We start from the raw sequence: 22,914 nt of genomic DNA, 5'->3' as shown, positions 1-22,914 counted from the left end.
TCACACTATCTCAAGGTCGCGTACACGAATACCGCTTTCGACTATCTTTCCGACTATCTTCCCGCCTGTCATCTCTGCAGCCTTTTCAGCATCTGCTTCAGGTAAGATTATGAGGAATCCCATTCCCATGTTGAATGTGCGGTACATCTCAAGTTCATCCACATTGCCTTCTTCCTGTAGGAACTTGAATATGTTCCCTGGCTCTATGGGGTCTGTGAAGTCAAAACCAAGGTCAGTTACCCTTTTAAGTTTCAGGAGTCCGCTTCCGGTGATGTGTGCGAGTCCGTGAACGTCACATTCCTTTATCACATCAAGGACTTCCATGTAAATGCGGGTCGGTATGAGAAGTTCGTCCCCTAGTGTGGTCTCTGTGTCGTAAGAGAAGTCCTCATGATAGGAATGTCCTGATTCCTTGATTATATTTCTCACAAGGGTGTAACCGTTGCTGTGGACTCCGTCGCTGGGAATTCCCACAAGTACATCTCCAAGCTGGACCTTCTCTCCGGTGATCACTTCATTTTTCTTGACCATTCCAAGACATGTGCCTGCAAGGTCGAAACCGTTCACGATCTCCGGCAGGGTCGCAGTTTCACCGCCTACGATGCTCATTCTTGAGATCTCAGCACCTTTGACAAGTCCTTCGCCTATCTGGCTTGCAAAGTCATCTGAGTGTTTCTCAAGGGCGAGATAATCGACAAAACTGATAGGTTCTGCACCGATGGCAAGAAGGTCATTGACGTTCATTGCGATACAATCGATGCCTACTGTGTTCCAGCGCTTCATCTCATTTGCGATGAGCACCTTTGAACCGACACCATCGGTTGCCATTGCAAGGGCATATTCACCGAAATCGATAAGTCCTGCGTAGTGACCGATGCTCGTAAGAGGGGCACCGAGACCTTCGCGTTTGTAGGTCATTCCATTTGTAAGTGCCTTGATGGTAGATTCCTCTTTCTCGATGTCGACACCAGAATCTGCATATGTAAGATGTTTCTCGTTCATTTAATTCCCTCTTTTAGTTGCATCCGTTCCCTTTTCCAAGACCGAACTCACGATGCAGAACTTTCACTGCTTCTTCTGCATCTTCTTCCTTTACTACAAATGAAATGTTATGCTGGGACGAACCCTGGCTTATCATGATCACGTTGATCTTTCCTGTTCCCAGAGCACCAAAGATCTTCCCTGCAACTCCTGGACTACCATCCATTCCTGCACCTACCACAGCGACCACACAGACATCTTCATCATATGCGACCTCTCCGACAACACCTTCATTGAATGCATGCTCCAGGGCTTTGATGGCCCTTTTAAGATGGGATTGTTCAACGATGAGTGACATGTTCGCTTCAGATGAGCTCTGGCTGATCATGATGATGTTAACTCCGGCGTTCGCAAGGGTGGAAAAGATCTTTGCAGCAGTACCAATGGCACCTACCATACCTGCACCGCATATGTTGATGGCTGCTACCTTTCTTATCAGTGTCACTGCTTTTGCTACATCTTCACTGCAATTCTGGTCTGCAACGATGAGGGTTCCGGGGAATTGTGTGTCAAACGTGTTCTTCACCCTTACCGGTATGCCATGAGCTATAGCTGGCTCTATGGCCCTTGGATGAAGCACCTTGGCACCGAAATATGATAGTTCCATTGCTTCGATGTATGATATCTGTGATATCGTGGATGCTTCCGGTACTATTTTCGGATCAGTGGTCATGATGCCGTGAACCTCTTTCCATAACCATATCTCATCCGCCTGGATCGCAGCACCGACCAGGGATGCCGTAAAATCGGAACCACCGCGTCCGAGAGTGGTTATAATGCCATTCTCATCCTCTGCAATGAAACCTGTGACCACCGGAATTGAATTTTCCACAAGAGGTCCTATAGTTCTCCTTATCTGTCCATAGCTTTTTTGCAGAGGTCTGGCGTTCCCGTAGTCATCTGTGGTGTTGATCCCTGCCTCTCCGCCGGTAAATGGTTTTGAATCTGTGCCCAGGGAACGTATCGATCCGCTGATTATAGGGACTGCCAGACGCTCTCCGTAGGATGAGATATAATCTATGGAGCGCGGGGTCAGTTCTCCAAGGTAACAGATGCCTATAAGGGCCTTTTCAAGTTCATCGATGCGGATGTCGATGGTCTCAATGACCTCATCCGCGATCCTTTCATTATCGATGGCATCACTGATCGCATCATAGTGCTTCTTTGCAAGGTCTGTCATGAACTCCTTTACCTGGGAGACCTTGCCTTTTTGTGATGCTTCCGCTGCGTTTGTAAGAAGCCCATCAGTAACACCGCCGAGTGCTGAAGTGATAGCTACAACCTGATCGCCTGCCTCTTTATAGCTTATCAAAAGTTGCGCAACATGGCGTATCTTCTTTCCATCTGCAATGGATGTTCCGCCGAATTTCATTACATATCTCATAGATGATCACATTTGTAAATTGAGCTTTATTTGAATGTGGCTATAAGGACAGCAGTGTAATATAAAGATTATGAACGACAGTATCATGGCATTGTTGCCTGGATAAAAAAGGGAATCAGTTGAATTCCCTTTTTAAGAAGAATGCGGTAAGCGCGATAAGTATTGCAACAACGATGTAGCTGAAACTGCTTGATCCTTTTACATCATCGGTAGAATCTGAAATGACCTCTGATACAGCATCAGTGACATTGTCACTATCCGATATCACTTCATCGATCTTACTAATGTTCTCTACGGTAATACTCGTCTCTTTTATTGTCTCTGTTATGGAGTTGCTCTTCTCCACAGTGAATGAGCTATCCTCTGAAGATACGGATCCATCTTCAGAAACAATGGTTATGGTAACATCATGTGTCCCTGCATCCATTTCTTCTGTGATAGATGCGTATTTTCCTTCATCCACTTCTTTGCGAGTATCTATCCGGTCATCATCCACATATACCTTTATTTCGGATGCATCATTGTCAAGTTCATAGTAGATTATGGCACGTTCGTTTTCCCTTATCACATCTCCTGCAAGGCCTTCTACCGTTATCTCCACATTACTTTCTATTATGACATCCTCTCTTTGTGAGACCTCTTTCAGGAAAACTATGGTTTCGCTGCTATCAAAAAACTCATAGATGTTCGCAATTACGATTGTTGTTATCTCTCCGTCAACTGTCTTGTAATGGCTGAAAATGTCCCCTTTTTCCATGTCGTTCATCTCTTTGACGAGGTGGCCGTCCTTTTCCAGTGTTATGGTTATGGTCTCTTCCTCGTCGTCATAGTCGGATGCTTTTAGTGAGAATCCTTCTTCCAGGTCGAGTTCTTCCCCGACTTCGAACGACCTTGAATCGTCATATATCAAAAGGTCCTTGAGATCCTCTTCAGGGTTGCGGAACTGTTCTATCCTTATCTTTGCAGATGCAGGGTCTTTGGAAACGACATCCTTTGGTGTGACACGGAACACAAGGTATTCCTTGTCCTCTTCATCAGCATCTTCTGCTTCAACGGTCAATATGTATTCGAAGGGGTCATCTTCCTGTCCGGTCCCATCTCCATCCTTGACAACTTTTCCATCACGCAATACCTCTACCCAGATATCTCCATCGTTCTCGTTGATGTCAGAGATATGCAGGGTATATCCCTGGTCAAATGTAAGTTTGGTGCCAATATCTATCACACTTTCAGAGTAGTGTATTATTGGTTCGGTCGGCTCAAGTGCTGTTGCAGGGGTTATTGCAAGCAGCATGGCAAAAAATCCTATGATTACAAAATGTATATATTTCATTAACCTCACCATTCACGAAGATACTTTAACATTGCTAAAAAAGGGAACATTGTGTTTATATCTTTATCGACACATTCATTTGGTCTTTTTGGCTTTTATTATGAAAAAGAGGTGTATAATTGAAATATATCATTCTCATTGGTGATGGGATGGCCGATCATCCGCTGGAAGAGTTGGGTGGCAGAACGGTCTTGCAGAAAGCAAACACTCCTAATATGGACCAGATGACAAAGAGCGGTCTTGCGGGGCTTGCGATAAATGTTCCTGAGGGCTATCCTCCGGGAAGCGATGTTGCCAACATGTCCGTTATGGGCTATGACCCGGCTTTGTATTATTCGGGACGTGCTCCCCTTGAAGCTGCAAGCATGGGTATCCCCTTAGAAGCGAGCGATGTGGCATTCAGGTGTAATCTTATCACTATCAAGGATGGATTTATTGCTGACCACAGCGCCGGTCATATCACAAGTGAGGAAGCAAAGGAACTTATCGAAGCCGTGGATGCTGAGCTTGGAAGTGAGGGCTTGAAATTCTATCCGGGTATCAGCTACCGTCATCTCCTTGTTGCATCTAATGGCCTTGGCGCAAATGCGGATTGTACTCCTCCTCATGATGTTATCGATGGGAAGAAGGATGACCATATGCCCAAAGGGGAAGGCAGTGATGTACTTGGAAAGCTTATCGATAAATCCATCCCTATACTGGAATCTCATCAAATAAATGAGAAGAGGATCTCAGAGGGTAAGAATCCTGGGAATTCCGTGTGGTTCTGGGGGCAGGGGTATGCACCGAGCTTCCGTACTTTCGAGGAGCTTTACGGACTTGCAGGGTCGGTCATCTCGGCGGTGGACCTTATAAAGGGACTTGGGATATATGCGGGTCTGGACGTTATTGAAGTTCCCGGAGCGACCGGATATCTTGATACCAATTATGTGGGTAAGGCGGAATTTGCCATGGCATCTCTGAAAGATAAGGACTTTGTAGTGGTCCATGTGGAAGCTCCGGATGAGGCCGGGCATATGGGCGATCTTGATGCTAAGTTGCAGGCGATCGAAGATTTCGATGAGAAGGTCGTGGGAACGGTCCTTCGTGCTGCAAGAGAAAGTGATGAGGATTACACCATAGTTGTTCTTCCTGACCATCCGACTCCCATAGCTCTCAGGACCCATACTTCGGAACCGGTTCCTTTCGTGATGTATTCCACACTTGAGGATGAGGTCGATGCTGTGGAGACTTTCGATGAGGATGCTATGAAAAAAGGTTCTCTTGGAATTGTGCGGGGTTGTGACCTCGTTCAGCTCATGATGGAGCGGGCAAAGCAGGCGTAACTCGTCTCTTGCTTCGTCTTTTCTCAAAATCATTTTTTTAGACCGTCAGTCTTTTATTCTTCCCACCCTACTTTTTATTACCTAAATACTATGGGAGTGGTATATATATGAAATTTGGATTAGCACGTAGGGGTCCCTCTGATGTTTCACGCTGGGATCCGTTTGATGAGATCAGACAGACTCAGGAACACCTCAATCAGTTATTCAGGGAAGTCTCTCCTTTCGGGGGATGGCTCGAAGGTAAGACAAGGGCACCTTTGATGGACATCAAGGAAGAAGATAATAACGTTATTGTTACTACCGATCTTCCCGGTATCGATAAAAAGGATGTTGAGATCAGTGTGAGGGACGATGTTCTTGAGATCCATGCAGAGTGCAAGAAGGAAAGTGAGTCTGAAAAGGAAGGCTACGTCCAAAAGGAGCGCACATATAGTAGCTTCTCAAGATCTGCAGTTCTTCCATCCGTGGTCTCGGATGAAGGGGCAAAGGCAAAGTTGGAAAATGGTGTATTGACCATAACTCTTCCAAAGACAAAAGCTGAAGAAAAAACGAAGATCATGATCGAGTGATCGATCTTCCTCTCTTTTTTTACCCACCGATGATAGTTTGCGGCATCAGTCAGAGTTTATCGTCATATTTTGCTCGGTCGGGGTAACTCTCATCATCGCCGCAATACAGTTTATGTGGATAGTATTATTTACCATGTTATTATTATTTTCGATACAATCTTGATCGAGGTATCATTTTGAAGATGGAACTTTTTACTGTGGATGATCTACCGCTAATCAAAGAAGGCGACAATATTGCGGGCATGATATGTGAGCGAACACAACTTGAGTCACATGATGTGGTCGTCATTGCATCTACCATCGTTGCGAAAGCAGAGGCAGCAATGGTCCTTAAGGACGCGATAACTCCATCCGAACGTGCTGTTGCAATGGCAAAAAAGTGTGGGACCGATCCTGCACTCGTGCAAGTAGTGCTTGACAACAGTGTTGAACAGCTCGTTGAATTCCCGGTGTTGCTTGTCGAGAACCTTAATGGTCATGTCAGTATAAATGCGGGTATCGATGATTCCAATGTGGACGATAATTATTTCCTTCAGATGCCGCATGATCCGGATGGGTCTGCAAAGGCCATTGGAATGCATGTTGCTGAGCTATGCGGCAAGGATGTCAGCGTAATTATCACTGATACGAATGGCCGGTCCTTTAAGATCGGGCAGACCGGTGTTGCGGTGGGTGTCTATGGTGTTCACCCTATCAGGAACTGGCGGGGCGAGAAGGACCTTTTCGGGAAAGTGCTTGAGATAACCGAGGAAGCGGTGGCTGATGAGGTCGCTTCGGCTGCGAACCTGTTGATGGGTGAGGCTGCAGGTGGGACCCCCGTGGTCATTGTTAGGGGGCTTGACCTTTACAGTAGTGATGATGTGTCCGTAAAAGAAATGTATCGCCGGGAAGGCGAGGATATCATTAGAAAAGGCTTGAAGTGTCTGCGTCATTCCTGAGATGGGATGTACACCATTTCAACACCTGCTGCGTTGAAGAATTCCTGTGTGTCGGTGTCAGGGTATGAAGTGCTGTATACTACCTTGGTTATATTGGAATTGATTATCATCTTTGCGCAAAGGATGCATGGCTGGTGGGTGCAGTAAACTGTTGCGCCACCTATGCCGACTCCGTGAAGAGCTGCCTGTATGATGGCGTTCTGTTCCGCATGTACTGCCCTGCATTTCTCATGGCGGGTCCCTGATTCGATATTGTTCTGCTGCCTTATGCAGCCTATGTCAAGACAATGTTCCATATTGCTTGGTGCGCCGTTATAACCTGTCGCAAGTATCCTCTTGTTCCTTACGATGACGGCACCGACCTTGTTCCTGAGACAGGTGGAACGTTTTGAGACAACTGATGCTATCTCCAGGAAATATTCATCTATGGAAGGTCTTTCAGTCATGTGTTAAATGAAAATAGCAAGTAGTATATATAAGTTGTAGTGTATGATTCTGAGAATAGTAACGATTATTATATTGTGACATATTTTTGATAATGGAGCATTAAGAATGGCAGCCATTTTAACAGAGTATCTTGACTCTTTTGTACGGAGTTGCGATGATAAGAAATTGATCGCGATCCCACTTGCAGTGTTGGTGCTTTCCCTTTTAGTTTCGGGGTTCGTATTTGCAACTACCGGAGCACCGGTGAAGCTTGGGATGGAATTTGAAGGCGGAACGATGATCGCTTTTGAGACGCAGGAATCTGCAGAAGCCCTTGAGCTAGCATATTCGGCTCATTCCCTTGTCGATGCCCGTAAGACCGGGGACCGTGCTATTCTACAGTTCGGACCGATGGACAGTGGATCTCAGTCAGAGCTTGAAAAGGCAATAACTTCCAAGTATAGCAGTGTGGAGATTAAACAGATAGGTGCATTGTACGGTAAGGAATTGCAGACACAGGCTTTGATAGCCCTTTGTATTTCGTTCATAGGCATGGCCCTTGTTGTGTTCCTTATTTTCAGAACGGCTGTGCCGTCACTTGCTGTGGTGCTCTCCGCATTCTCAGATATTGCTATCGCGATTGGTTTTATGAACCTTGTGGGGATAGAGCTGTCCCTTGGGACCGTTGCAGCATTGTTGATGATCATTGGTTATTCGGTAGACAGTGATATATTGCTGACCACTCGCGTTCTTAAGAGAAGGGGCAGTCCTGATGAGAACATCGGGCGTGCCATGCATACCGGTATCACCATGACCACTACCACGCTTGCTGCGTTGGTAGTGATGTATGTTGTTTCCACTTTCTCTTATCTGGTGACCTCTTCTGTTTCACAGATAAATCTGCTCTCCGATATTGCTATAGTCCTTATATTTGGACTGGCTGCCGATCTGATGAACACATGGCTACTTAACACTGGTATTCTGAGGTGGCATGTTCGCCGCAGTGCTCCAAGGAGGCGAAGAGCATGAGGGAAGAGGAAGTTCCGAAAGGATTGAAGAACGATATGCGTGTCTGGTTACTGATCGCGGCTGTAGTTCTCTCTGTTGTGATGATAGGTCCTGGCTACTCTGCTGAAGAGGGGTTGAACACCGATCTTAATTATGGTCTTGATCTTGAAGGCGGTTCCTGGATACAGGTCAAGTTACAGGGTGCTGTTACTCAACTGGATGCCGACATCTCTATGCTGGTGACGGAAATCGTGGAGTCTGCAATTGATGCTCCTATAGATATCATAAGTGTTACAGGGGATTCCGGCGAAGGGTATTCCAATGATGGCAATACTGTCACGTTCACTACCAGTACATATGTCTCTGGTCTCCAGATGGACCTTTTGGGTCTTGGGGAGTCCGACATCTCATATTCTGATGATACAAGTAGTATCGTGCTTTCTACCAACAAGCAGACCCTTATCATGCAATATCTTTCCAAGGCTCTTAATACTGAGGTAGTTCCTCTTTTTGTTGGGGATGGGGTTGAGTACGAGATCCGTACAGCTGTCTCTCTGGAAGAATTGCAGACATTGATGACTCCGGTTGGAGGCAATGTCCTTACAGGAAGTGATGGAGTTGCGATATTCAGGGAAGGTGTCAGGACAGAGACCCGTGACATGACCCGTGATATCCTCAGTGAAAAGCTGAATTCCCTTGGTCTTAAGGATATACCTGTGCGTACGGTTGGCGAGGAGTATATTCTGATCGATTTCGCAGGCACTGATCTTGCTACTGCAAAGGAGATCGTAGAGAAACCGGGCAAGTTCGAGATACGCATGCAGACCACTGGAAATGAAAGTGTGCATGTGCTTTATGGTGATTCCATCGAAAAGGTGGGTATCGTTACCCAGGTGGATGGAAGCTGGAACACACCTTTCACTCTTGATGAGGATGGTGCTTTTGCTTTGCAGAAGATCGCCATTGAGACCGGTGCTATCACTGATCCTAATTCTCATCTGCTATACATGTATCTGGACGACAATGAGGTATATGGTGCACCGTTGAGCTATTCTGCTGCTTCAGCACTTAACGAACACCCTATCTATTCCTGGCAGGCTTCCACGGGTATCGACGAGGATGGTAAGGCCCAGGCAGAACAGCTTCAGATCCATTTACGTGCAGGTGCGTTGCCTGTGAATGTCGTGCTCATGGGTTCTGGTCAGGTGGATGCTGCATTGGGTGCACAGTTCAAGAGGCAGGTAGTTCTAGTAGGGCTTTTCGCATTGTTGGCAGTGGCTGCAGTGGTGTTCAGGAGATACCATCAAAAGGAGATCCTGTTGCCCATGGTGGGTACTTCGCTCTGTGAGGTCATAATGATCCTCGGATTTGCCGGTGCTATTAACTGGCAGCTCGACCTTCCGGCGATAGCTGGTATTATTGCAGTTATCGGTACAGGTATCGACCATCTTGTGATAATCACGGATGAAGTTCTGTATGAGGGCAAGCTTCCATCCACTAAGGTCTATATGGAAAGGATCGCAAAGGCATTTGCTATAATATTTGCAGCCGCAGCCACAACGACAATTGCCATGTCACCTCTGGTGGTCATGGGATTCGGTGCTCTCAGGGGATTTGCCATCACCACAATAGTCGGTGTGCTCATCGGTGTGCTCATTGCAAGGCCGGTATATGGCAAAGTGATCAAAGTGGTCCTTGACAAAGCAGAATGATGTTTGTTTGGAGGTTGTTCAATGAAGGATCTATGGACTGTAAAATACCGGCCTCAGAAGCTTGAGGATATTGTGGGGAATGGGGAGTCTGTAAACTCCCTCGTCCGTCTCGTGGATTCGGGCAACCTCCCTCATCTTGTTTTTCACGGACCGGTGAATTCCGGCAAGTCTTCCACAGCGTTCGCTTTGGCATATGAGCTCTATGGGGAACACTATGAGAACAATTTCACTTATTTCAATGGTTCTGATTTCTTTGATCAGGGGAAACGCTATCTTGTGAGGGATAAGCGTTTTGTTCACATTATAGGTACCGATGACCCCAAAAAGATATATTCCAGTGTTATCTCCATATTCAAGCAAGTCGTTAATGAATTTGCAGGCATGGGGTCATTAGATGCAGATTATAAGATAATCTTCATCGACAACGTCGAATCTCTGGAATCCAGTGCTCAACATGCTTTAAGGCGCATGATGGAAAAATATACCCGGACCTGCAGGTTCATATTATCCACCACCCAACCTTCAAAACTGATAGCTCCTTTGCGTTCAAGGGGGCTGGAACTGTTCTTTACCTATGTGCCAGACGATGCACTCAGGTCATTTGTGATATCGGTGGCAGAGAAGGAGGGCATCTCTATATCGGATGATGGGTACGATGCTCTGCTTTATTATGCAGGTGGTAATGTTTCCAAAGCTCTTCTGACCCTTCAGTTCGCGGTCATGAACCATCCTGGAAAAACGATCACAGGTGATGTTCTTTATGAGGAAGCGCTAGTTGATGTGTCTATAAATGTGACCGGACTTCATAATGCTGCCATTGAGCATGATGTACTGAAGGCACGAAAACTGATAGATACGCTTCTTATCGAAGAAGGTTTTACAGGGGATGAGGTGTTGCAGCAGTTACATTCTGTGGTCGTGGACTCCGGCAGGGGCGAGGATGAGATCGCAAGGGCCATCTGCAGGATCGCTGACACGGATGCCATGGTCATCGACAGCGCGAATCCACGGATCCATCTGGAGAAGTTGGTCACGGAACTTTATTGATATCTGGTTTTGACTATGACATCGGAAGTTAATGATAATTTCAGGGTCGCATGCCGAAAGTTGCTGGATATGGTGCTTGACGGTGAGATCTCTGACGAGAAGCAATTGACCAAAGCGAAGAAGGTTGTCAGCAAAGAGTACAGGCTGTCCACTCTTCCGAAACATCCTGATATTATCAGGGTAGGAACGGATGAAGAGCAGAAGATAGTTCGTGATCTTCTCCGCCGAAAGCCTGTTCGTACGATCTCGGGGGTGGCGGTAATAGCGGCAATGACATCTCCCTGTGAATGTCCTCATGGGATCTGTATACCTTGCCCGGGAGGGCCGAAGTCCTCTTTCAATTCTCCTCAAAGCTATATGGGCAGGGAACCTGCCACGATGAGGGCGATGCAATATGAGTACGATCCCTATCGCATTGTCTCTGGCCGGCTTTCCCAGTTAAAGCATATAGGTCATGATGTGGACAAGGCAGAGCTTATCGTCATGGGTGGTACGTTCTCTTCACGTGCCATCGATTATCAGGAATGGTACACTAAGAGATGCCTGGAGGCCATGAACGATTTTTCCGGTACTCAATGGCGTGATGAGGCAAATGTTATCGGGGATTCCGTACCTTATGTGACTGTCGAAGATGTCCAGAAGGCCAACGAGACCGCCATGGTACGTAATACCGGTATAACCTTTGAGACAAGGCCGGATTGGACAAATGCCGATCAGGTGGACCGTATGCTCAAGCTGGGTGCCACCAAGGTCGAGATCGGTGTGCAAAGTGTATATGATTTCGTCCTTGAAAGGATGCGGAGGGGGCATAGTGTTCAGGATTCGGTGGATTCGAACCGGGTGTTACGGGACAGTGCACTGAAGGTGGGTTTCCATATGATGCCCCATCTTCCGGGAATGGACTCTGCAAGGGACCTTCGGGGATTCAAAAAGCTGTTCTCGGATAGTAATTTCATGCCTGATTATCTTAAGATCTACCCTACACTGGTGACTGAAGGTACTGAACTCTATGATATGTGGTCGAGAGGGGAATATGAGGCCCTTGACGATGAGGATGCCATCGAACTTCTGGCGGACATCAAGGCAATTCTGCCTAAGTGGGTCCGTATGCAGCGTATACAGAGGGATATCCCGTCCCCTCAGATATTCGCAGGTGTGAAGAAAAGCAATATACGACAGCTTGCAGAGGAACGTCTCGAGTCAAGGGGTGTTAAGTGTATGTGCATACGTTGCAGGGAGGTGGGTCATAATGTCCTCAAAGGGAATGAACCTGATGTTGATAGTATAGAGCTTACCATCGATACCTATGATTCCTGTGGCGGAAAGGAACATTTCCTTTCGTTCGAGGATGTAAGTACTGATATTCTGATAGGGTTCTTACGTCTTCGGTTCCCGAATACGCCTCACAGGGACGAATTGCAGGATGCTGCATTGGTGAGGGAACTTCATGTGTATGGTTCTATGGTCCCGGTGGGCAAAGGCGCTGAGGGTATGGACTGGCAGCATAAGGGCTATGGTGCCGAACTGTTGGAAAATGCAGAAATTCTGGCAAAGGATGCAGGTTACTCAAAGATCTCTATCATCAGTGGCATTGGTGTAAGGCAGTATTATCGCAAGTTTGGCTATTATCGCGATGGTGTATATATGTCAAAAATGCTGTGAAAGGTTGCTAATATCTTTCATTCATTTTGTTTTTTTTTAAATCCGTTGTATTACTGTAAGCCTTCAATACATTTATATTAAAGGATGTCTTAATTGGTATAATTGTTCATTTGTTTTATATACATCATGCAATAATAATATTGGCGGGATCATATGACCGATAATTCATCAACTGAAGAAATGATCAGGCTCCTTCGTGAGATCAGTGGCAAACTGGACCGTATCCTTATCCAGGGGTCAGCTGATCACGAATCGGATGATGGTATCTTAGATGTTCTGGATGTTATGACATTGCTCACTTTGCCAGACCATTTACGTACGACTGCAACAGCCCTTTTTGAGCTGGGTTCGGCTACGGCGGACGAGCTTGCGGAGAAAACCAATAAGGAGAGAGCGGTTGAAAGCAATTATCTGAACCAATTGGTACGAATGGGGCATGTTGCAAAGAGCAGGAATGGTAGGAAAGTATATTTTAGTATTGGGGAAGGGCTTGGTAAGTAATCAAGTTCAGCGCTCTGATTATTGGGTTGTAATGTGATTTCTATAAAATCATTTTAAGTAAAGTAAACTTTATTATTAATCAATTGTAACTTTGAATTATTTTATATACAAGTTTAATCATTTATCTAATTGGATCTACAATATCGAAGGGATATGGATATGGCATTGACAATTGCGATACATTCTTATAAAGGCGGTTCCGGTAAAACCTCGTTTGCAATTAATCTTGCATCTGCATATGCATCTGTTGGAAAGAGCGTATGCCTTCTGGATGTTGATCTAAAGGCACCCAGCTCATTCAATTATCTGCTTCCTGAAGGTAAACACTGGGTCAATGATATCTTTGAAGGGCGATACGGTGTCATGGATGTGGTCAAGGACGTCAGCAAGGAACTGGGTACCAAAGGTGCGTTCTATGTTGGGTATGCTAATCCTGATATTGTTGCTGTGCGTGGGATCTCAAGCAAGGACCGAAAATGGCAGTCGAAAGCATTGAAACTCTTGATGGCTGCTAAGAAGGACCTTTCGAATGCCGGTATCGATGTTGTTATTCTGGATACTGGTGCTGGTGTGGATTTTACTTCCGTCAATGCAATTGCGGTTGCAGATTATGTCATCTCGGTGGGTAGGCCGGGGGCTTCCAGGCAGAGGTTGATGGAGCAGGTCATTGGAGGTGTCTATATGCCTCTGGATAAGGATTGTTATATTATTGAGAATATGTGTCATAGTGACAATCCTACTGACCTTTCAGGTAAATATCTCGATCTTCCGGTTCTGGCATCTATTCCCTGTATGTGTGATGTTGCTGTCCGCTGTGATAATGAGGTCCTGGTACTTACGGAACCGGGTCATGCATTCTCAAAGAATATTTTCAATGTCATGGAATCTCTTGACAAGATAACTTCCTGATCATCAACAAAGATCACAAATATGGTTTCTCTATCTTAAAAAAGATCATTTACTGTTCTCTTTATCGATGATATCTTTTACATCATCAACATAACTGAACAGCTCATCCATTTTTCTTTCTTCGACCTTTTCCTGAAATGTCTCTGATTCCATTAGTGTGGTCTGGAGAGCAATAATTAAAAGATATACTATCGCAGCAGCCGCAAATGCAAGTGTCATCCTCTCGATTGGATATATGGTCACCACGGATGCGAACATCTGTGGGGGAAGGTCAAAGAGAACTGCCGCTGTTATGCTGCCAGCAAGGTGGTCTGCAAGGATGGCGATCAGGGTCGCAAATAGTAGAAATATGAATGTGTATACATTTCCTGTCCTGTTACGATATTTATGGTGAAATAGTATAAAGCCGCCAAGAACTAAAATGTGGAACCACGGCCAGTATAATAATTCCCGTCCTATTGGGGTTATGTACCATGCAAGGATGAGTATGCTGAACAATACCATTGCAGCTTTCTCCCTTTTTGAAATGCACAGTCCTGTCACAACGGAAGCCATTGCTACGAAGAACGGTGTGAGGAGATGGAACAGATCGGGGCTTTGATTCCTTACTATCACATGTCCCATTATGCCGGCAAAAGATGCGATGGCACCCCAGAAAGGACCCAGGAGAAACCCGTTCAGTGCACCAAATGATACCACTGAACTTATTCTGGCACCTTCTATTCCTATAAGGTTCTCAAAATCAGGTAGCCAGCTTGCAAAATATGTGGCTACTATTGCGGATAACAGATACAGTAATGTAAGATTCCTTTTCTTGATAAGGTTGTTATATATATCTATTCTCACATTGTTCTACTTGTTCTACAAATATATATAATGAATTATGGATACTTTTTTTATATTTTATGCTCTGTTACAAATTTTCCATCAGAACTAATATATATAGTCATACCAATTTAGCGGATTGATAACTATGATGTTGATCGGAGAAGCACTTATTGGCGAGGCACCAGAGCTCGCACACGTTGATCTTATGATCGGGGATAAGGAGGGGCCGGTAGGACAGGCATTCGCAACAGGAATGACCCAGCTTTCAGCAGGCCACACTCCCGTTCTTTCTGTCATCCGCCCGAACTTACCTACAAAGCCATCCACTCTTATCGTTCCAAAAGTGACCGTTAAGGGAATGGACCAGGCTTCACAGATATTCGGTCCTGCACAGGCTGCTGTTTCAAAGGCAGTTGCTGATGCAGTGGAAGAAGGACTGATCCCTAAGGAAAAAGCAGAAGACCTTGTCATTATTGCAAGCGTTTTCATTCACCCGCAGGCAGTGGATTACAACCGTATCTACAGGTACAACTACGGAGCTACAAAATTGGCACTTAAACGCGCACTTGACGGTTTCCCTGACATTGACACAGTTCTTCATGAGAAGGACAGGGCTGCACACGCTATTATGGGATTCAAGGTCTCAAGACTTTGGGATTCTCCATACTTACAGGTCGCACTTGACAATCCAAACCTTCCTGTTATCCTAAATGTCATCAAGCAGCTCCCAAAGAGCGACCACTTGATACTGGAAGCAGGTACACCTCTTATCAAACGCTATGGTGTGGATGTCATTACCAAAATACGTGAGGTCAGACCTGACGCGTTCATCGTTGCAGATCTTAAGACCCTCGACACAGGTAACCTTGAGGCACGTATGGTGGCTGATGCAACCGCTGATGCTATTGTAGTATCCGCTCTTGCACCTATCGCAACACTCAACAAGGTAATTGAAGAGGCACACAAGACAGGTATCTATGCTGTCATGGACACATTGAACACTCCTGATCCAGTAGCTGTCCTTGAACAACTGGACGTACTTCCTGATGTTGTGGAGCTTCACCGTGCTATCGACATCGAGGGAACCGCTCACGCATGGGGCAGTATCGAAGGTATCAAGGCAATCGCTGCAAAGCGTTCTTCCAAGATCCTTGTGGCAGTCGCTGGCGGTGTACGTGTTGAAACTATCCCTGATGCACTTGGAGCAGGTGCTGATATCCTTGTCGTTGGCAGGGCTATCACCAATGCAAAGGATGTCAGGCAGGCAGCTGACCAGTTCATTGAAGGCTTGAACAAGCCTGAGATCGACCAGTTCAGAATAATGACCGATTTCTAAGCGTGCGATCTTTCGCACGTCCTTTTTTTTTAGGGGTGGTAGTTTGAAACCTTTGATAGTATTGAACCTAAAGACATATCTCGAAGGTACCGGAGAAGGTGCCGTAAGGATAGCTCGTGCCTGTAAAGAGGTCGGTGAAGCCAACGGGATCGAGATCGCTATCGCACCTCAGTTCTGTGATATCTACAGGGTTGCATCCCAGGTCGATGTTCCTGTATATTCCCAGCATCTCGATGGTGTCGGAGCAGGCAGTTTTACCGGACATGCTTTTGCAAAGTGCATAAAGGATGCCGGAGCTGTGGGTACGCTTATCAATCACTCGGAGTGCAGACTGAAACTTGCTGACATCGATGCGTCTGTGACAGCGGCAAAAGGCGAAGGGCTTCGCACGATAATCTGTACTAACAATATTGCAACAACAGCAGCTGCAGCGGCATTAGGCCCTGACTATGTTGCAGTTGAGCCTCCGGAACTCATAGGCTCTGGGATCCCTGTATCAAAGGCAGACCCAGAGGTTGTAACAGGTTCTGTGGCAGCAGTTGAGAGGATCGATCCGGCAGTGAAGGTGCTTTGTGGTGCAGGTATCTCCAAAGGGGAGGACCTTAAGGCCGCAATAGAACTTGGTTCAGTTGGTGTGCTTCTCGCATCAGGCATTGTAAAAGCAAAAGATCCAAAAGCTGCGCTTGAAGATCTTGTCAGTCTTATTTAAAAAAGAAGTTGTGATGCCGGAAGGCATCTATATACTATTTTTTTTATTTTTTTATGGGTAGAAATATACTGCGATTGCCAACAATAGAGTGGAGAATCCCACTTTTATTCCCATTGTAAGTTCCATATGGAGATTACGGGCAACCATATTGGATATCCCTATGGGCGGTGGTGATATCAGCAGAGCTGCACCGAACAGGCAAAATCCAGAAATGTATTGTCCTTCTACAATGATAAGATTAAGTCCCACTATTCCCAAGAATATTCCAAATAAGGAAATGAAGAACAATCCCATCTTGTAGAATCGGAGATACTTTTCGATGCCTCCGGGAAGCACATTGGCAGCTTTAAGCCCTTTGTTATTAGTTTTCAAAAAATCACCGTAGGTACTGTTCTATTTATGTGGCTATTTGTTCTGTCCTCATAGCATATATAGGAGAGGTTCATCCGCGTATCTCGCAACCAAGTCCACAGAGGAGTTTTTCAACATCTACCTGCATCTTTGCTGCGTTGCTCTCTTCAAGTATGGTGATGCGGAAAGTAACACTTAATCTGTTATCGGAAATGCCTGAATATGTATCGATTATCTCGGTCGTGACTATCCTTTCATCATTATCGATGACCTTCTCAAATACTGATGTATCAGCTCCTGCAGGTATCAGTACCGAAATATCCCTTTTTGGATGGGAGAGGTTTTTCACTTTCCAATCCTTAAGTTCCTTATCGGTGTAAAGTCTGACATTCTCTATCTTTAGATCTACGTCCTTTCCACCCTTGGAGATTATTACTGCTCTTGGTGTCACTTTCTTGATAGTTCCCACATGTGTGACGCCGGAATAGTTATGGAAAAGGCCTCTTTCTTCTCCCACGGATGCGATCATCTCCTCGAATTCTGATATTTTCGCATTGATGAGCTTGTCCGATCTGTGAAGCGCTGAGGGTGTGTCCTTGAAATGAGCGGCAGCCTCTGTCATCTTGTTGCAGAATGCTTCAATGTCCTGTCCCCTGACTATCTCAGAGAGGATGTTACACTCACTTATGAATGTCTCATGGACCTTTAGCACCTGTTCGTTCTGCATCTGTATGTGGGCGTACAGGTATGGATTTTGCCCGAGTATCCTGCCAACGAAATCGACCATTATCTCATAGACAGGGCTCATAAAACGCCGGGACATGCTAACATCAAAATCCAGGCTTTTGAACGTGTTCCCTATTGTTATGTATGCAAAATGTGTCAGACCCTGAACGACAGAGACAAACTTATCGTGTTCCTCAGGCTTGATGATCTCTATGTGTGCACCATTTTCCTCGAAGAGGTCTCGCATTATGGGGAACCACTTTTCACAGCGTCCTTTGGTGGGGCTCATTATCACTATCTGTCCCTGTAATGTGGGAATGGATGGCCCGAACATGGGGTGTGTACCGAGGATCTCAACGCCTTGCGGTGCTGTTTCTCTCATTGCCCTGACAGGTTCGGCCTTTATGGAGGTCAGGTCCATCAGCAAGCTTCCCGCCTTCATCTTCGGAGCGGTCTCCCTGATCACATCTGCAGTAATGTCTATTGGTACGGTGATGATCACCACATCTGATGTCCTTATTGCATTGTCAAGGTCAGATGCAAACTCGACTCCCATTTGTTTTGCTATCTCGGTCTTTCCGCTGCTACCCCAGACCACAACTTCGTAACCGTGATCAGTAAAGAACTTCGTGAACCACTTCCCCATCTCTCCTGTGCCGCCGATGATCAGCATTTTCATATATCCAATGCCTCCATGACAGTTCTCTTCATGATCTCTATGGGTGGTTCTCTTCCAGTCCATATGTGGAAAGCTTCAGCGCCCTGATATACGAGCATCATAATGCCTGTGATCGGTCTTGCACCTGCGGTCTCTGCTTCCTGCAACAGTTTTGTCATAAGCGGATTGTATACGATATCAAAGACTGCAAGTTCCGAGTGCATCTGCTCCGCAGTCACAAGGGTTCCATCGGAGTGGGAGCCCAAACCTACTGTGGTGGTATTGATGAGGATATCTATCTCATCAAGGCCCTTGTCAATTATGTCGAGCCCGTATCCCTTTGCATCCCCTATCTCTGCAGCGAGCTGGATCGCACGTTCAGGTGTTCGGTTGGCAATGTTCACCCTTGCGCCAGCTTCTGCAAATGTGAATGCGATGGCCCTTGCAGCACCGCCTGCTCCGAGGATCAGGACGTTCTTGTCCCTAATATCGATACCTTCATCCTCGATAGTTCGTTTTGCACCAATTCCGTCAGTGTTGTACCCTTTGATACCGTCCTTGAAGTCAATGGTGTTTATGGCACCTATCTTTGCAGCAAGGGGATCTGCATCAACGAAACTTAAAGCGGTCTCTTTGAGGGGTACTGTGAGGTTCAATCCTCCGAATCCCATGGCCTTTGCACCCTGCAGTGCATCTTCAAGATCGTTCTTCTCAACTCGGAATGCATGGTAGGTACAGTCCATGCCCAGGGCTTCGAATGCTGAATTGTGCATGATGGGTGATAGGGAATGTTCGATAGGGTCTCCGAGGACTGCAAATACCTTCTTCATTCCACCATCTCCATTGCTTTTTTCAGGTCTTCCACCTTCAATTGCCCAGGTGCCACGGCATCGGATACGCTTGCATAGGTAAGCTTTGAGCCATAGAGGGGGGCAATGACGCGGGTGTGTTTTCCCAGCTGTCCCATGGATATGGTGCAGACATCTTTAACTTCCAGTGTCACTTCCAGCAGGTCCAGTACATCCTGCATGTTCTCTGGCATCACTGCAAGCTTTGCAATATGGGCACCTGCGTTGTGGGAGTTATCAAGGATGTCCTTAAGGGTGGCTTTGTCAGGCGTTCTCTCAAAATCGTGCGAGGAGATTATGACGGTCTTGTTTTCCTCTTTTGCCTTTTTGACTATCCTGTCCCTGAGCTGTTCATCTGTTTCAAGCTCGATATCCACGGCATCTGTGAGATGCATGATATCTTCCAACAGGGCAATTCTGCTCTCTTCCGTACCTTCCCATTTTCCACCCTGGGATTGTAACCTATTGGTTGCAATACATGGAAGACTGGTCATATCTTTGACCGTTCTCAACAGGTCTGCAGCCTCTTTGGAGGTAGTTATCCCGAGCAGGTCGAACCTTATCTCAAGGAGGTCTGCACCATTTTCGGCTGCGGTTTCGGATTGTTGTAAAGGTTCGTTGCTGATGGCAGCAACGATCGCTGCCCTTTCTTCCAGATCGAACTTCCCTATTTTCAGCATTCTTATTTCTCGATTATCGTTTCTTCTACCTTCATTCCGAAATGCCTTGCTCCGCCTTCATAGTAGACCATTACCTCATCTCCGGGTTTCAGGTCGGCCACAGAGATGGGTTCTCCGTTTATGTCCACCAGTTTGATGGTCTCGGCGTTCTGGAGGATGTTCTTTATGATCTCTCCATTAACTTCGGCCTCTACGAGCATGAGTGGACGTCTTTCGATCTTGACCCTGCCCACAATGCCGGTTCGCTGTTTTCCCTCGGCATTGACAATGGTGACCTCGTCACCGGAACTGAGTTCTGAAAGATATCTGGTCCTGTCTCCCACTTTCACATAGGCATGAACTGCTCCGGCATTGACGCGGAACGGGCGGGATGCAACGTACGGGCTTTCTTCGGACTCTGAATGCACCAGGAACATTCCGCTTGCCTGTGAACCCACAAGCATTCCCTCGCCTTTGGTCATCATGTTGCAGGTATCCACACAGACGCGGTCTCCCATTCCCACAGCTTCGACCTTTGTGACCTTTCCGGGAACAAGCTTAAGGTCCTCTATGCCTGAACTTTCTGCTACCGCAACGGTGGCCTTTATGGCACTGGGGTCATCGGAGTCCAGCAGGACACCTTCTGAGCCGTGTTCCATGGTCTCAAGGGCAAGCTTTGCTTCATCCTGGTCACGAACGCCGGCAATGATCTTCACATTGCTATCCTGAAGTCCGGCAATGAGGTTCTCAAGGGGAATGACCTTCCAGTCAGTACCGACTATGATAAGGAAATCGCATTCTTTGCCTATCTCTGCGGCAAATTCTTCGTATTTCTTGTTCTGTATCACTACGTAGGCTCCGACGGTCAATCCTTTCTCTTTCAATCGGATCGCAGTGACCATGTCCAGGGAACCGATGGGGTCCGGTGACAATGGTTTTGTTCCGTCTCCTTCTCCGCCCTTTCCAACGACTACTATGTCAGCACCGGACTTGTCGTCATAGGCAAATGCAGCGACCTGTATGTCGCCAAGTTCCCTCACTTTTTCCACTTCGTCGGAGTTAACAAGCACACAATTGGCACCAGACTCAAGTCCTGTTGTTATTCTGTCCTTGTGATCTTCCCAGTGGCCCTTGTCGGCCTTTATCCAAATTGTCTTGTCCATCATATTATACGCCATTGTAGTTTATCATTTAAGTGTTTGTAGTGCCTCTTCGACACTCGTCTTTTGGTGGACTATCTGGGTGATTGCCCTTGTCATCTTTATGGGGTCAGGGTGCTGGAATACGTTCCTGCCGATGGCAACTCCTCTTGCACCTGCTTCCATGGCTCCGCTGATCATTTCAAGGAATTCCTGGTCTGTCTCTGTTTTTGGTCCGCCTGCGATCACCACTGGTACGGGACATCCATTGACAACTTCCCTGAAACTGTCCACGTCCCCTGTGTAGACGGTCTTGATAACATCGGACCCGAGCTCTGCACCTACTCTTGCTGCATGGGCTACCATCTCTGGGTCATGAGGATCTGTTATGTTCTTTCCCCTGGGGTACATCATTGAGAGTAGGGGTATGCCCCATTCGTCACATTGTTCTGCAACGGAACCGAGCTTCTTGAGCTGCTCTGATTCTGTTTCCGATCCTATGTTCACATGGATGGAAACCGCATCAGCGCCCATTTTCATTGCTTCCTCTACTTTGCAGACGAGGACCTTGTCATTGGGGTCAGGCCCAAGGGATGTGGATGCACTCATGTGGACTATGAGACCTACATCGTGGCCGTAGCCTCTGTGGCCATGTTGGACCATTCCTTTTTGCATGAGGATTGCATTAGCTCCGCCTTCAGCTACTTTATTGATGGAATCTGCGATGTCTATCACTCCTCTGATAGGTCCATCGGACATACCGTGGTCCATTGGTATGATGACCATGTTCCTGCTGTCTCTGTGCATAATTCTTTCAATTCGTATCCTTTTTCCTATCTCTGCCATGTATATCACTCTCTGTTATTTGGTTAATATCGGTATGTATATTCACCGTGTTACTATGTGACATAGTAGCACGGATTAATATTTAAACTTTGTTATTTGTTCCCTTTTGAAATATGGAATAGTCTTAAATATAGATTCATCAATATTGCGAGTATTGACCTTAACGGTGTGATTTTCATCATGAGAGAATTAAAGATCCTTGTTATCAACAACTATGGCCAGTTCTGTCACCTTATTCATCGTACGGTGCGTGATCTTGATATGGATACGAAGATCGTGGCCAACACCACTTCCGTGGAGGATATCCTTGATGAAGAGCCGGATGGCATCATTCTTAGCGGTGGTCCTTCAATGGAACGCGTTGGCCTCTGTCAGGAATATGTGGAGAGCATTGACATTCCTATTCTTGGTATATGTCTGGGACATCAGCTCATAGCCAGGACCTTTGGCGGACAGACCGGTGCAGGCGAGCTTGGTGGATACGCAGCCATCGAAATTGAGGTGATCGAAGAGGATGATATACTGAAAGGACTTGGTCCGAGAACATCTGTGTGGGCTTCCCATGCGGATGAGGTCACAGTGCTTCCTGATGAGTTCATTCATCTCGCTCGTTCAGATGTCTGTGAGATCGAGGCAATGCGCCATGAAGAGAGGCCTATCTATGGGGTACAGTGGCATCCTGAGGTTGCTCACACCCATAAAGGGGAAGAGTTGTTCATGAACTTCTTTGAGGTCTGTGAAGATTACTGAGCTTTAATAGGCTCATACCATTTTTCCATTTCTGCCTGTATGATCTTATGCCTTTCTTTTCATTTAAGTTCTGTTCATGGGCACTAGTAGAGTTCTTCCTGAGTTCCAATTGCATTGCCAATCATGGCAAAACTTGTTAATGTTCCTGTTATGGGAAGAGGGGATCTACTCGATATCGTTTACAGGATGCTATGATCGTCGCTCGATGT

Annotated in this window: 23 protein-coding genes; 12 read left to right on the top strand and 11 right to left on the bottom strand. The window is 46.3% G+C overall.

Translation table 11 applies throughout. The features are described from left to right. The 3 genes from purM to AC20MK_RS10850 all read right to left on the bottom strand — a co-directional run bounded on the left by purM (position 1) and on the right by AC20MK_RS10850 (position 3,758). Positions 1-1,002, bottom strand: a complete 1,002-nt coding sequence (gene purM, locus AC20MK_RS10860; RefSeq protein WP_487355823.1) for a phosphoribosylformylglycinamidine cyclo-ligase — start codon at positions 1,000-1,002, stop codon at positions 1-3. A 13-nt stretch (positions 1,003-1,015) separates the two neighbouring features. Beyond that, positions 1,016-2,425, bottom strand: a complete 1,410-nt coding sequence (locus AC20MK_RS10855) for an aspartate kinase (protein ID WP_487355822.1) — start codon at positions 2,423-2,425, stop codon at positions 1,016-1,018. 115 nt (positions 2,426-2,540) lie between these two features. Beyond that, positions 2,541-3,758 (bottom strand): hypothetical protein, encoded by a 1,218-nt coding sequence (locus AC20MK_RS10850; RefSeq protein ID WP_487355821.1) that lies wholly within the window; start codon positions 3,756-3,758, stop codon positions 2,541-2,543. A 119-nt stretch (positions 3,759-3,877) separates the two neighbouring features. On the opposite strand from AC20MK_RS10850, the gene AC20MK_RS10845 reads away from it, so the two are divergent. The 3 genes from AC20MK_RS10845 to AC20MK_RS10835 all read left to right on the top strand — a co-directional run bounded on the left by AC20MK_RS10845 (position 3,878) and on the right by AC20MK_RS10835 (position 6,590). Then, positions 3,878-5,083 (top strand): cofactor-independent phosphoglycerate mutase, encoded by a 1,206-nt coding sequence (locus tag AC20MK_RS10845; protein WP_487355820.1) that lies wholly within the window; start codon positions 3,878-3,880, stop codon positions 5,081-5,083. 107 nt (positions 5,084-5,190) lie between these two features. Beyond that, on the top strand, positions 5,191-5,652 hold the full coding sequence (locus AC20MK_RS10840) for an Hsp20/alpha crystallin family protein (RefSeq protein WP_487355819.1): 462 nt from the start codon (positions 5,191-5,193) through the stop codon (positions 5,650-5,652). A 176-nt stretch (positions 5,653-5,828) separates the two neighbouring features. Then, positions 5,829-6,590 carry a coenzyme F420-0:L-glutamate ligase gene (locus AC20MK_RS10835; protein WP_487355818.1) on the top strand — a complete coding sequence of 254 codons (762 nt, stop codon included), beginning with the start codon at positions 5,829-5,831 and terminating at the stop codon, positions 6,588-6,590. On the opposite strand, the gene AC20MK_RS10830 is transcribed toward AC20MK_RS10835, so the two are convergent. Next, positions 6,581-7,036 carry a deoxycytidylate deaminase gene (locus AC20MK_RS10830; protein ID WP_487355817.1) on the bottom strand — a complete coding sequence of 152 codons (456 nt, stop codon included), beginning with the start codon at positions 7,034-7,036 and terminating at the stop codon, positions 6,581-6,583. The two genes, AC20MK_RS10835 and AC20MK_RS10830, sit on opposite strands and share 10 nt — an antisense overlap. 106 nt (positions 7,037-7,142) lie before the next feature. On the opposite strand from AC20MK_RS10830, the gene AC20MK_RS10825 reads away from it, so the two are divergent. From AC20MK_RS10825 to AC20MK_RS10800, 6 genes are all read left to right on the top strand, one after another. Further along, the gene (locus AC20MK_RS10825; protein ID WP_487355816.1) at positions 7,143-8,045 is read left to right on the top strand and encodes a protein translocase subunit SecF; all 903 of its coding nucleotides are present in this window, start codon (positions 7,143-7,145) and stop codon (positions 8,043-8,045) included. After that, positions 8,042-9,736 (top strand): preprotein translocase subunit SecD, encoded by a 1,695-nt coding sequence (locus tag AC20MK_RS10820; RefSeq protein ID WP_487355815.1) that lies wholly within the window; start codon positions 8,042-8,044, stop codon positions 9,734-9,736. Before AC20MK_RS10825 ends, AC20MK_RS10820 begins: the two co-directional genes overlap by 4 nt. A 21-nt stretch (positions 9,737-9,757) precedes the next feature. Next, positions 9,758-10,783 (top strand): AAA family ATPase, encoded by a 1,026-nt coding sequence (locus AC20MK_RS10815; protein WP_487355814.1) that lies wholly within the window; start codon positions 9,758-9,760, stop codon positions 10,781-10,783. Positions 10,784-10,798: 15 nt separating this feature from the next. Beyond that, entirely contained in the window at positions 10,799-12,445 is a 1,647-nt protein-coding gene (locus AC20MK_RS10810) for a tRNA uridine(34) 5-carboxymethylaminomethyl modification radical SAM/GNAT enzyme Elp3 (RefSeq protein ID WP_487355813.1), read from the top strand. A gap of 153 nt (positions 12,446-12,598) precedes the next feature. After that, the gene (locus tag AC20MK_RS10805) at positions 12,599-12,946 is read left to right on the top strand and encodes a helix-turn-helix domain-containing protein (RefSeq protein WP_487355812.1); all 348 of its coding nucleotides are present in this window, start codon (positions 12,599-12,601) and stop codon (positions 12,944-12,946) included. 159 nt (positions 12,947-13,105) lie between these two features. After that, positions 13,106-13,855 (top strand): ParA family protein, encoded by a 750-nt coding sequence (locus AC20MK_RS10800; RefSeq protein WP_487355811.1) that lies wholly within the window; start codon positions 13,106-13,108, stop codon positions 13,853-13,855. A 45-nt stretch (positions 13,856-13,900) separates the two neighbouring features. Here the strand turns inward: AC20MK_RS10800 and AC20MK_RS10795 are convergent, their stop codons facing one another. Continuing rightward, positions 13,901-14,701: a hypothetical protein gene (locus tag AC20MK_RS10795; RefSeq protein WP_487355810.1), complete on the bottom strand. Its 801-nt coding sequence runs from the start codon at positions 14,699-14,701 to the stop codon at positions 13,901-13,903. Between the two features lie 127 nt (positions 14,702-14,828). Between AC20MK_RS10795 and AC20MK_RS10790 the strand changes: the two genes are divergently transcribed. Together AC20MK_RS10790 and tpiA are read left to right on the top strand one after the other, a co-directional pair. After that, a complete protein-coding gene (locus AC20MK_RS10790; RefSeq protein WP_487355809.1) occupies positions 14,829-16,019 on the top strand; it encodes a bifunctional 5,6,7,8-tetrahydromethanopterin hydro-lyase/3-hexulose-6-phosphate synthase in 1,191 nt (396 codons plus the stop codon). Between the two features lie 43 nt (positions 16,020-16,062). After that, positions 16,063-16,728, top strand: a complete 666-nt coding sequence (gene tpiA, locus AC20MK_RS10785) for a triose-phosphate isomerase (RefSeq protein ID WP_487355808.1) — start codon at positions 16,063-16,065, stop codon at positions 16,726-16,728. A 51-nt stretch (positions 16,729-16,779) separates the two neighbouring features. On the opposite strand, the gene AC20MK_RS10780 is transcribed toward tpiA, so the two are convergent. From AC20MK_RS10780 to AC20MK_RS10755, 6 genes are all read right to left on the bottom strand, one after another. Further along, positions 16,780-17,100: a hypothetical protein gene (locus AC20MK_RS10780; protein ID WP_487355807.1), complete on the bottom strand. Its 321-nt coding sequence runs from the start codon at positions 17,098-17,100 to the stop codon at positions 16,780-16,782. A 70-nt stretch (positions 17,101-17,170) separates the two neighbouring features. After that, positions 17,171-18,484, bottom strand: coding sequence for a prephenate dehydrogenase (locus tag AC20MK_RS10775; RefSeq protein ID WP_487355806.1), 1,314 nt, complete (start codon positions 18,482-18,484; stop codon positions 17,171-17,173). Then, positions 18,481-19,293: a shikimate dehydrogenase gene (aroE, locus tag AC20MK_RS10770; RefSeq protein WP_487355805.1), complete on the bottom strand. Its 813-nt coding sequence runs from the start codon at positions 19,291-19,293 to the stop codon at positions 18,481-18,483. The genes AC20MK_RS10775 and aroE overlap by 4 nt, the downstream gene beginning before the upstream one ends. After that, positions 19,290-19,991 (bottom strand): type I 3-dehydroquinate dehydratase, encoded by a 702-nt coding sequence (gene aroD, locus AC20MK_RS10765; RefSeq protein WP_487355804.1) that lies wholly within the window; start codon positions 19,989-19,991, stop codon positions 19,290-19,292. The genes aroE and aroD overlap by 4 nt, the downstream gene beginning before the upstream one ends. 2 nt (positions 19,992-19,993) lie before the next feature. Next, positions 19,994-21,136, bottom strand: a complete 1,143-nt coding sequence (locus AC20MK_RS10760; RefSeq protein WP_487355803.1) for a 3-dehydroquinate synthase II — start codon at positions 21,134-21,136, stop codon at positions 19,994-19,996. Between the two features lie 21 nt (positions 21,137-21,157). Further along, complete coding sequence (locus tag AC20MK_RS10755) at positions 21,158-21,955, bottom strand: 2-amino-3,7-dideoxy-D-threo-hept-6-ulosonate synthase (protein ID WP_487355802.1); 798 nt, start codon at positions 21,953-21,955, stop codon at positions 21,158-21,160. A gap of 180 nt (positions 21,956-22,135) precedes the next feature. Between AC20MK_RS10755 and AC20MK_RS10750 the strand changes: the two genes are divergently transcribed. Next, positions 22,136-22,705, top strand: coding sequence for a GMP synthase subunit A (locus tag AC20MK_RS10750; RefSeq protein WP_487355801.1), 570 nt, complete (start codon positions 22,136-22,138; stop codon positions 22,703-22,705). Positions 22,706-22,914 lie beyond the last annotated feature (209 nt).

This window comes from Methanococcoides sp. DA23, assembly GCF_057593895.1.
The sequence above is the reverse complement of the archived record's forward strand: the minus strand, read 5'-3'. Positions and strand labels throughout refer to the sequence as shown.

Excerpts from the sequence above, each read along its gene's own strand:
- purM (WP_487355823.1), bottom strand. The coding sequence starts at position 1,002 with ATGAACGAGAAACATCTTACATATGCAGATTCTGGTGTCGACATCGAG.
- AC20MK_RS10855 (WP_487355822.1), bottom strand. The coding sequence starts at position 2,425 with ATGAGATATGTAATGAAATTCGGCGGAACATCCATTGCAGATGGAAAG.
- AC20MK_RS10850 (WP_487355821.1), bottom strand. The coding sequence starts at position 3,758 with ATGAAATATATACATTTTGTAATCATAGGATTTTTTGCCATGCTGCTT.
- AC20MK_RS10840 (WP_487355819.1), top strand. The coding sequence starts at position 5,191 with ATGAAATTTGGATTAGCACGTAGGGGTCCCTCTGATGTTTCACGCTGG.
- AC20MK_RS10830 (WP_487355817.1), bottom strand. The coding sequence starts at position 7,036 with ATGACTGAAAGACCTTCCATAGATGAATATTTCCTGGAGATAGCATCA.
- AC20MK_RS10825 (WP_487355816.1), top strand. The coding sequence starts at position 7,143 with ATGGCAGCCATTTTAACAGAGTATCTTGACTCTTTTGTACGGAGTTGC.
- AC20MK_RS10820 (WP_487355815.1), top strand. The coding sequence starts at position 8,042 with ATGAGGGAAGAGGAAGTTCCGAAAGGATTGAAGAACGATATGCGTGTC.
- AC20MK_RS10815 (WP_487355814.1), top strand. The coding sequence starts at position 9,758 with ATGAAGGATCTATGGACTGTAAAATACCGGCCTCAGAAGCTTGAGGAT.
- AC20MK_RS10810 (WP_487355813.1), top strand. The coding sequence starts at position 10,799 with ATGACATCGGAAGTTAATGATAATTTCAGGGTCGCATGCCGAAAGTTG.
- AC20MK_RS10805 (WP_487355812.1), top strand. The coding sequence starts at position 12,599 with ATGACCGATAATTCATCAACTGAAGAAATGATCAGGCTCCTTCGTGAG.
- AC20MK_RS10800 (WP_487355811.1), top strand. The coding sequence starts at position 13,106 with ATGGCATTGACAATTGCGATACATTCTTATAAAGGCGGTTCCGGTAAA.
- AC20MK_RS10790 (WP_487355809.1), top strand. The coding sequence starts at position 14,829 with ATGATGTTGATCGGAGAAGCACTTATTGGCGAGGCACCAGAGCTCGCA.
- AC20MK_RS10775 (WP_487355806.1), bottom strand. The coding sequence starts at position 18,484 with ATGAAAATGCTGATCATCGGCGGCACAGGAGAGATGGGGAAGTGGTTC.
- aroE (WP_487355805.1), bottom strand. The coding sequence starts at position 19,293 with ATGAAGAAGGTATTTGCAGTCCTCGGAGACCCTATCGAACATTCCCTA.
- aroD (WP_487355804.1), bottom strand. The coding sequence starts at position 19,991 with ATGCTGAAAATAGGGAAGTTCGATCTGGAAGAAAGGGCAGCGATCGTT.
- AC20MK_RS10760 (WP_487355803.1), bottom strand. The coding sequence starts at position 21,136 with ATGATGGACAAGACAATTTGGATAAAGGCCGACAAGGGCCACTGGGAA.
- AC20MK_RS10755 (WP_487355802.1), bottom strand. The coding sequence starts at position 21,955 with ATGGCAGAGATAGGAAAAAGGATACGAATTGAAAGAATTATGCACAGA.
- AC20MK_RS10750 (WP_487355801.1), top strand. The coding sequence starts at position 22,136 with ATGAGAGAATTAAAGATCCTTGTTATCAACAACTATGGCCAGTTCTGT.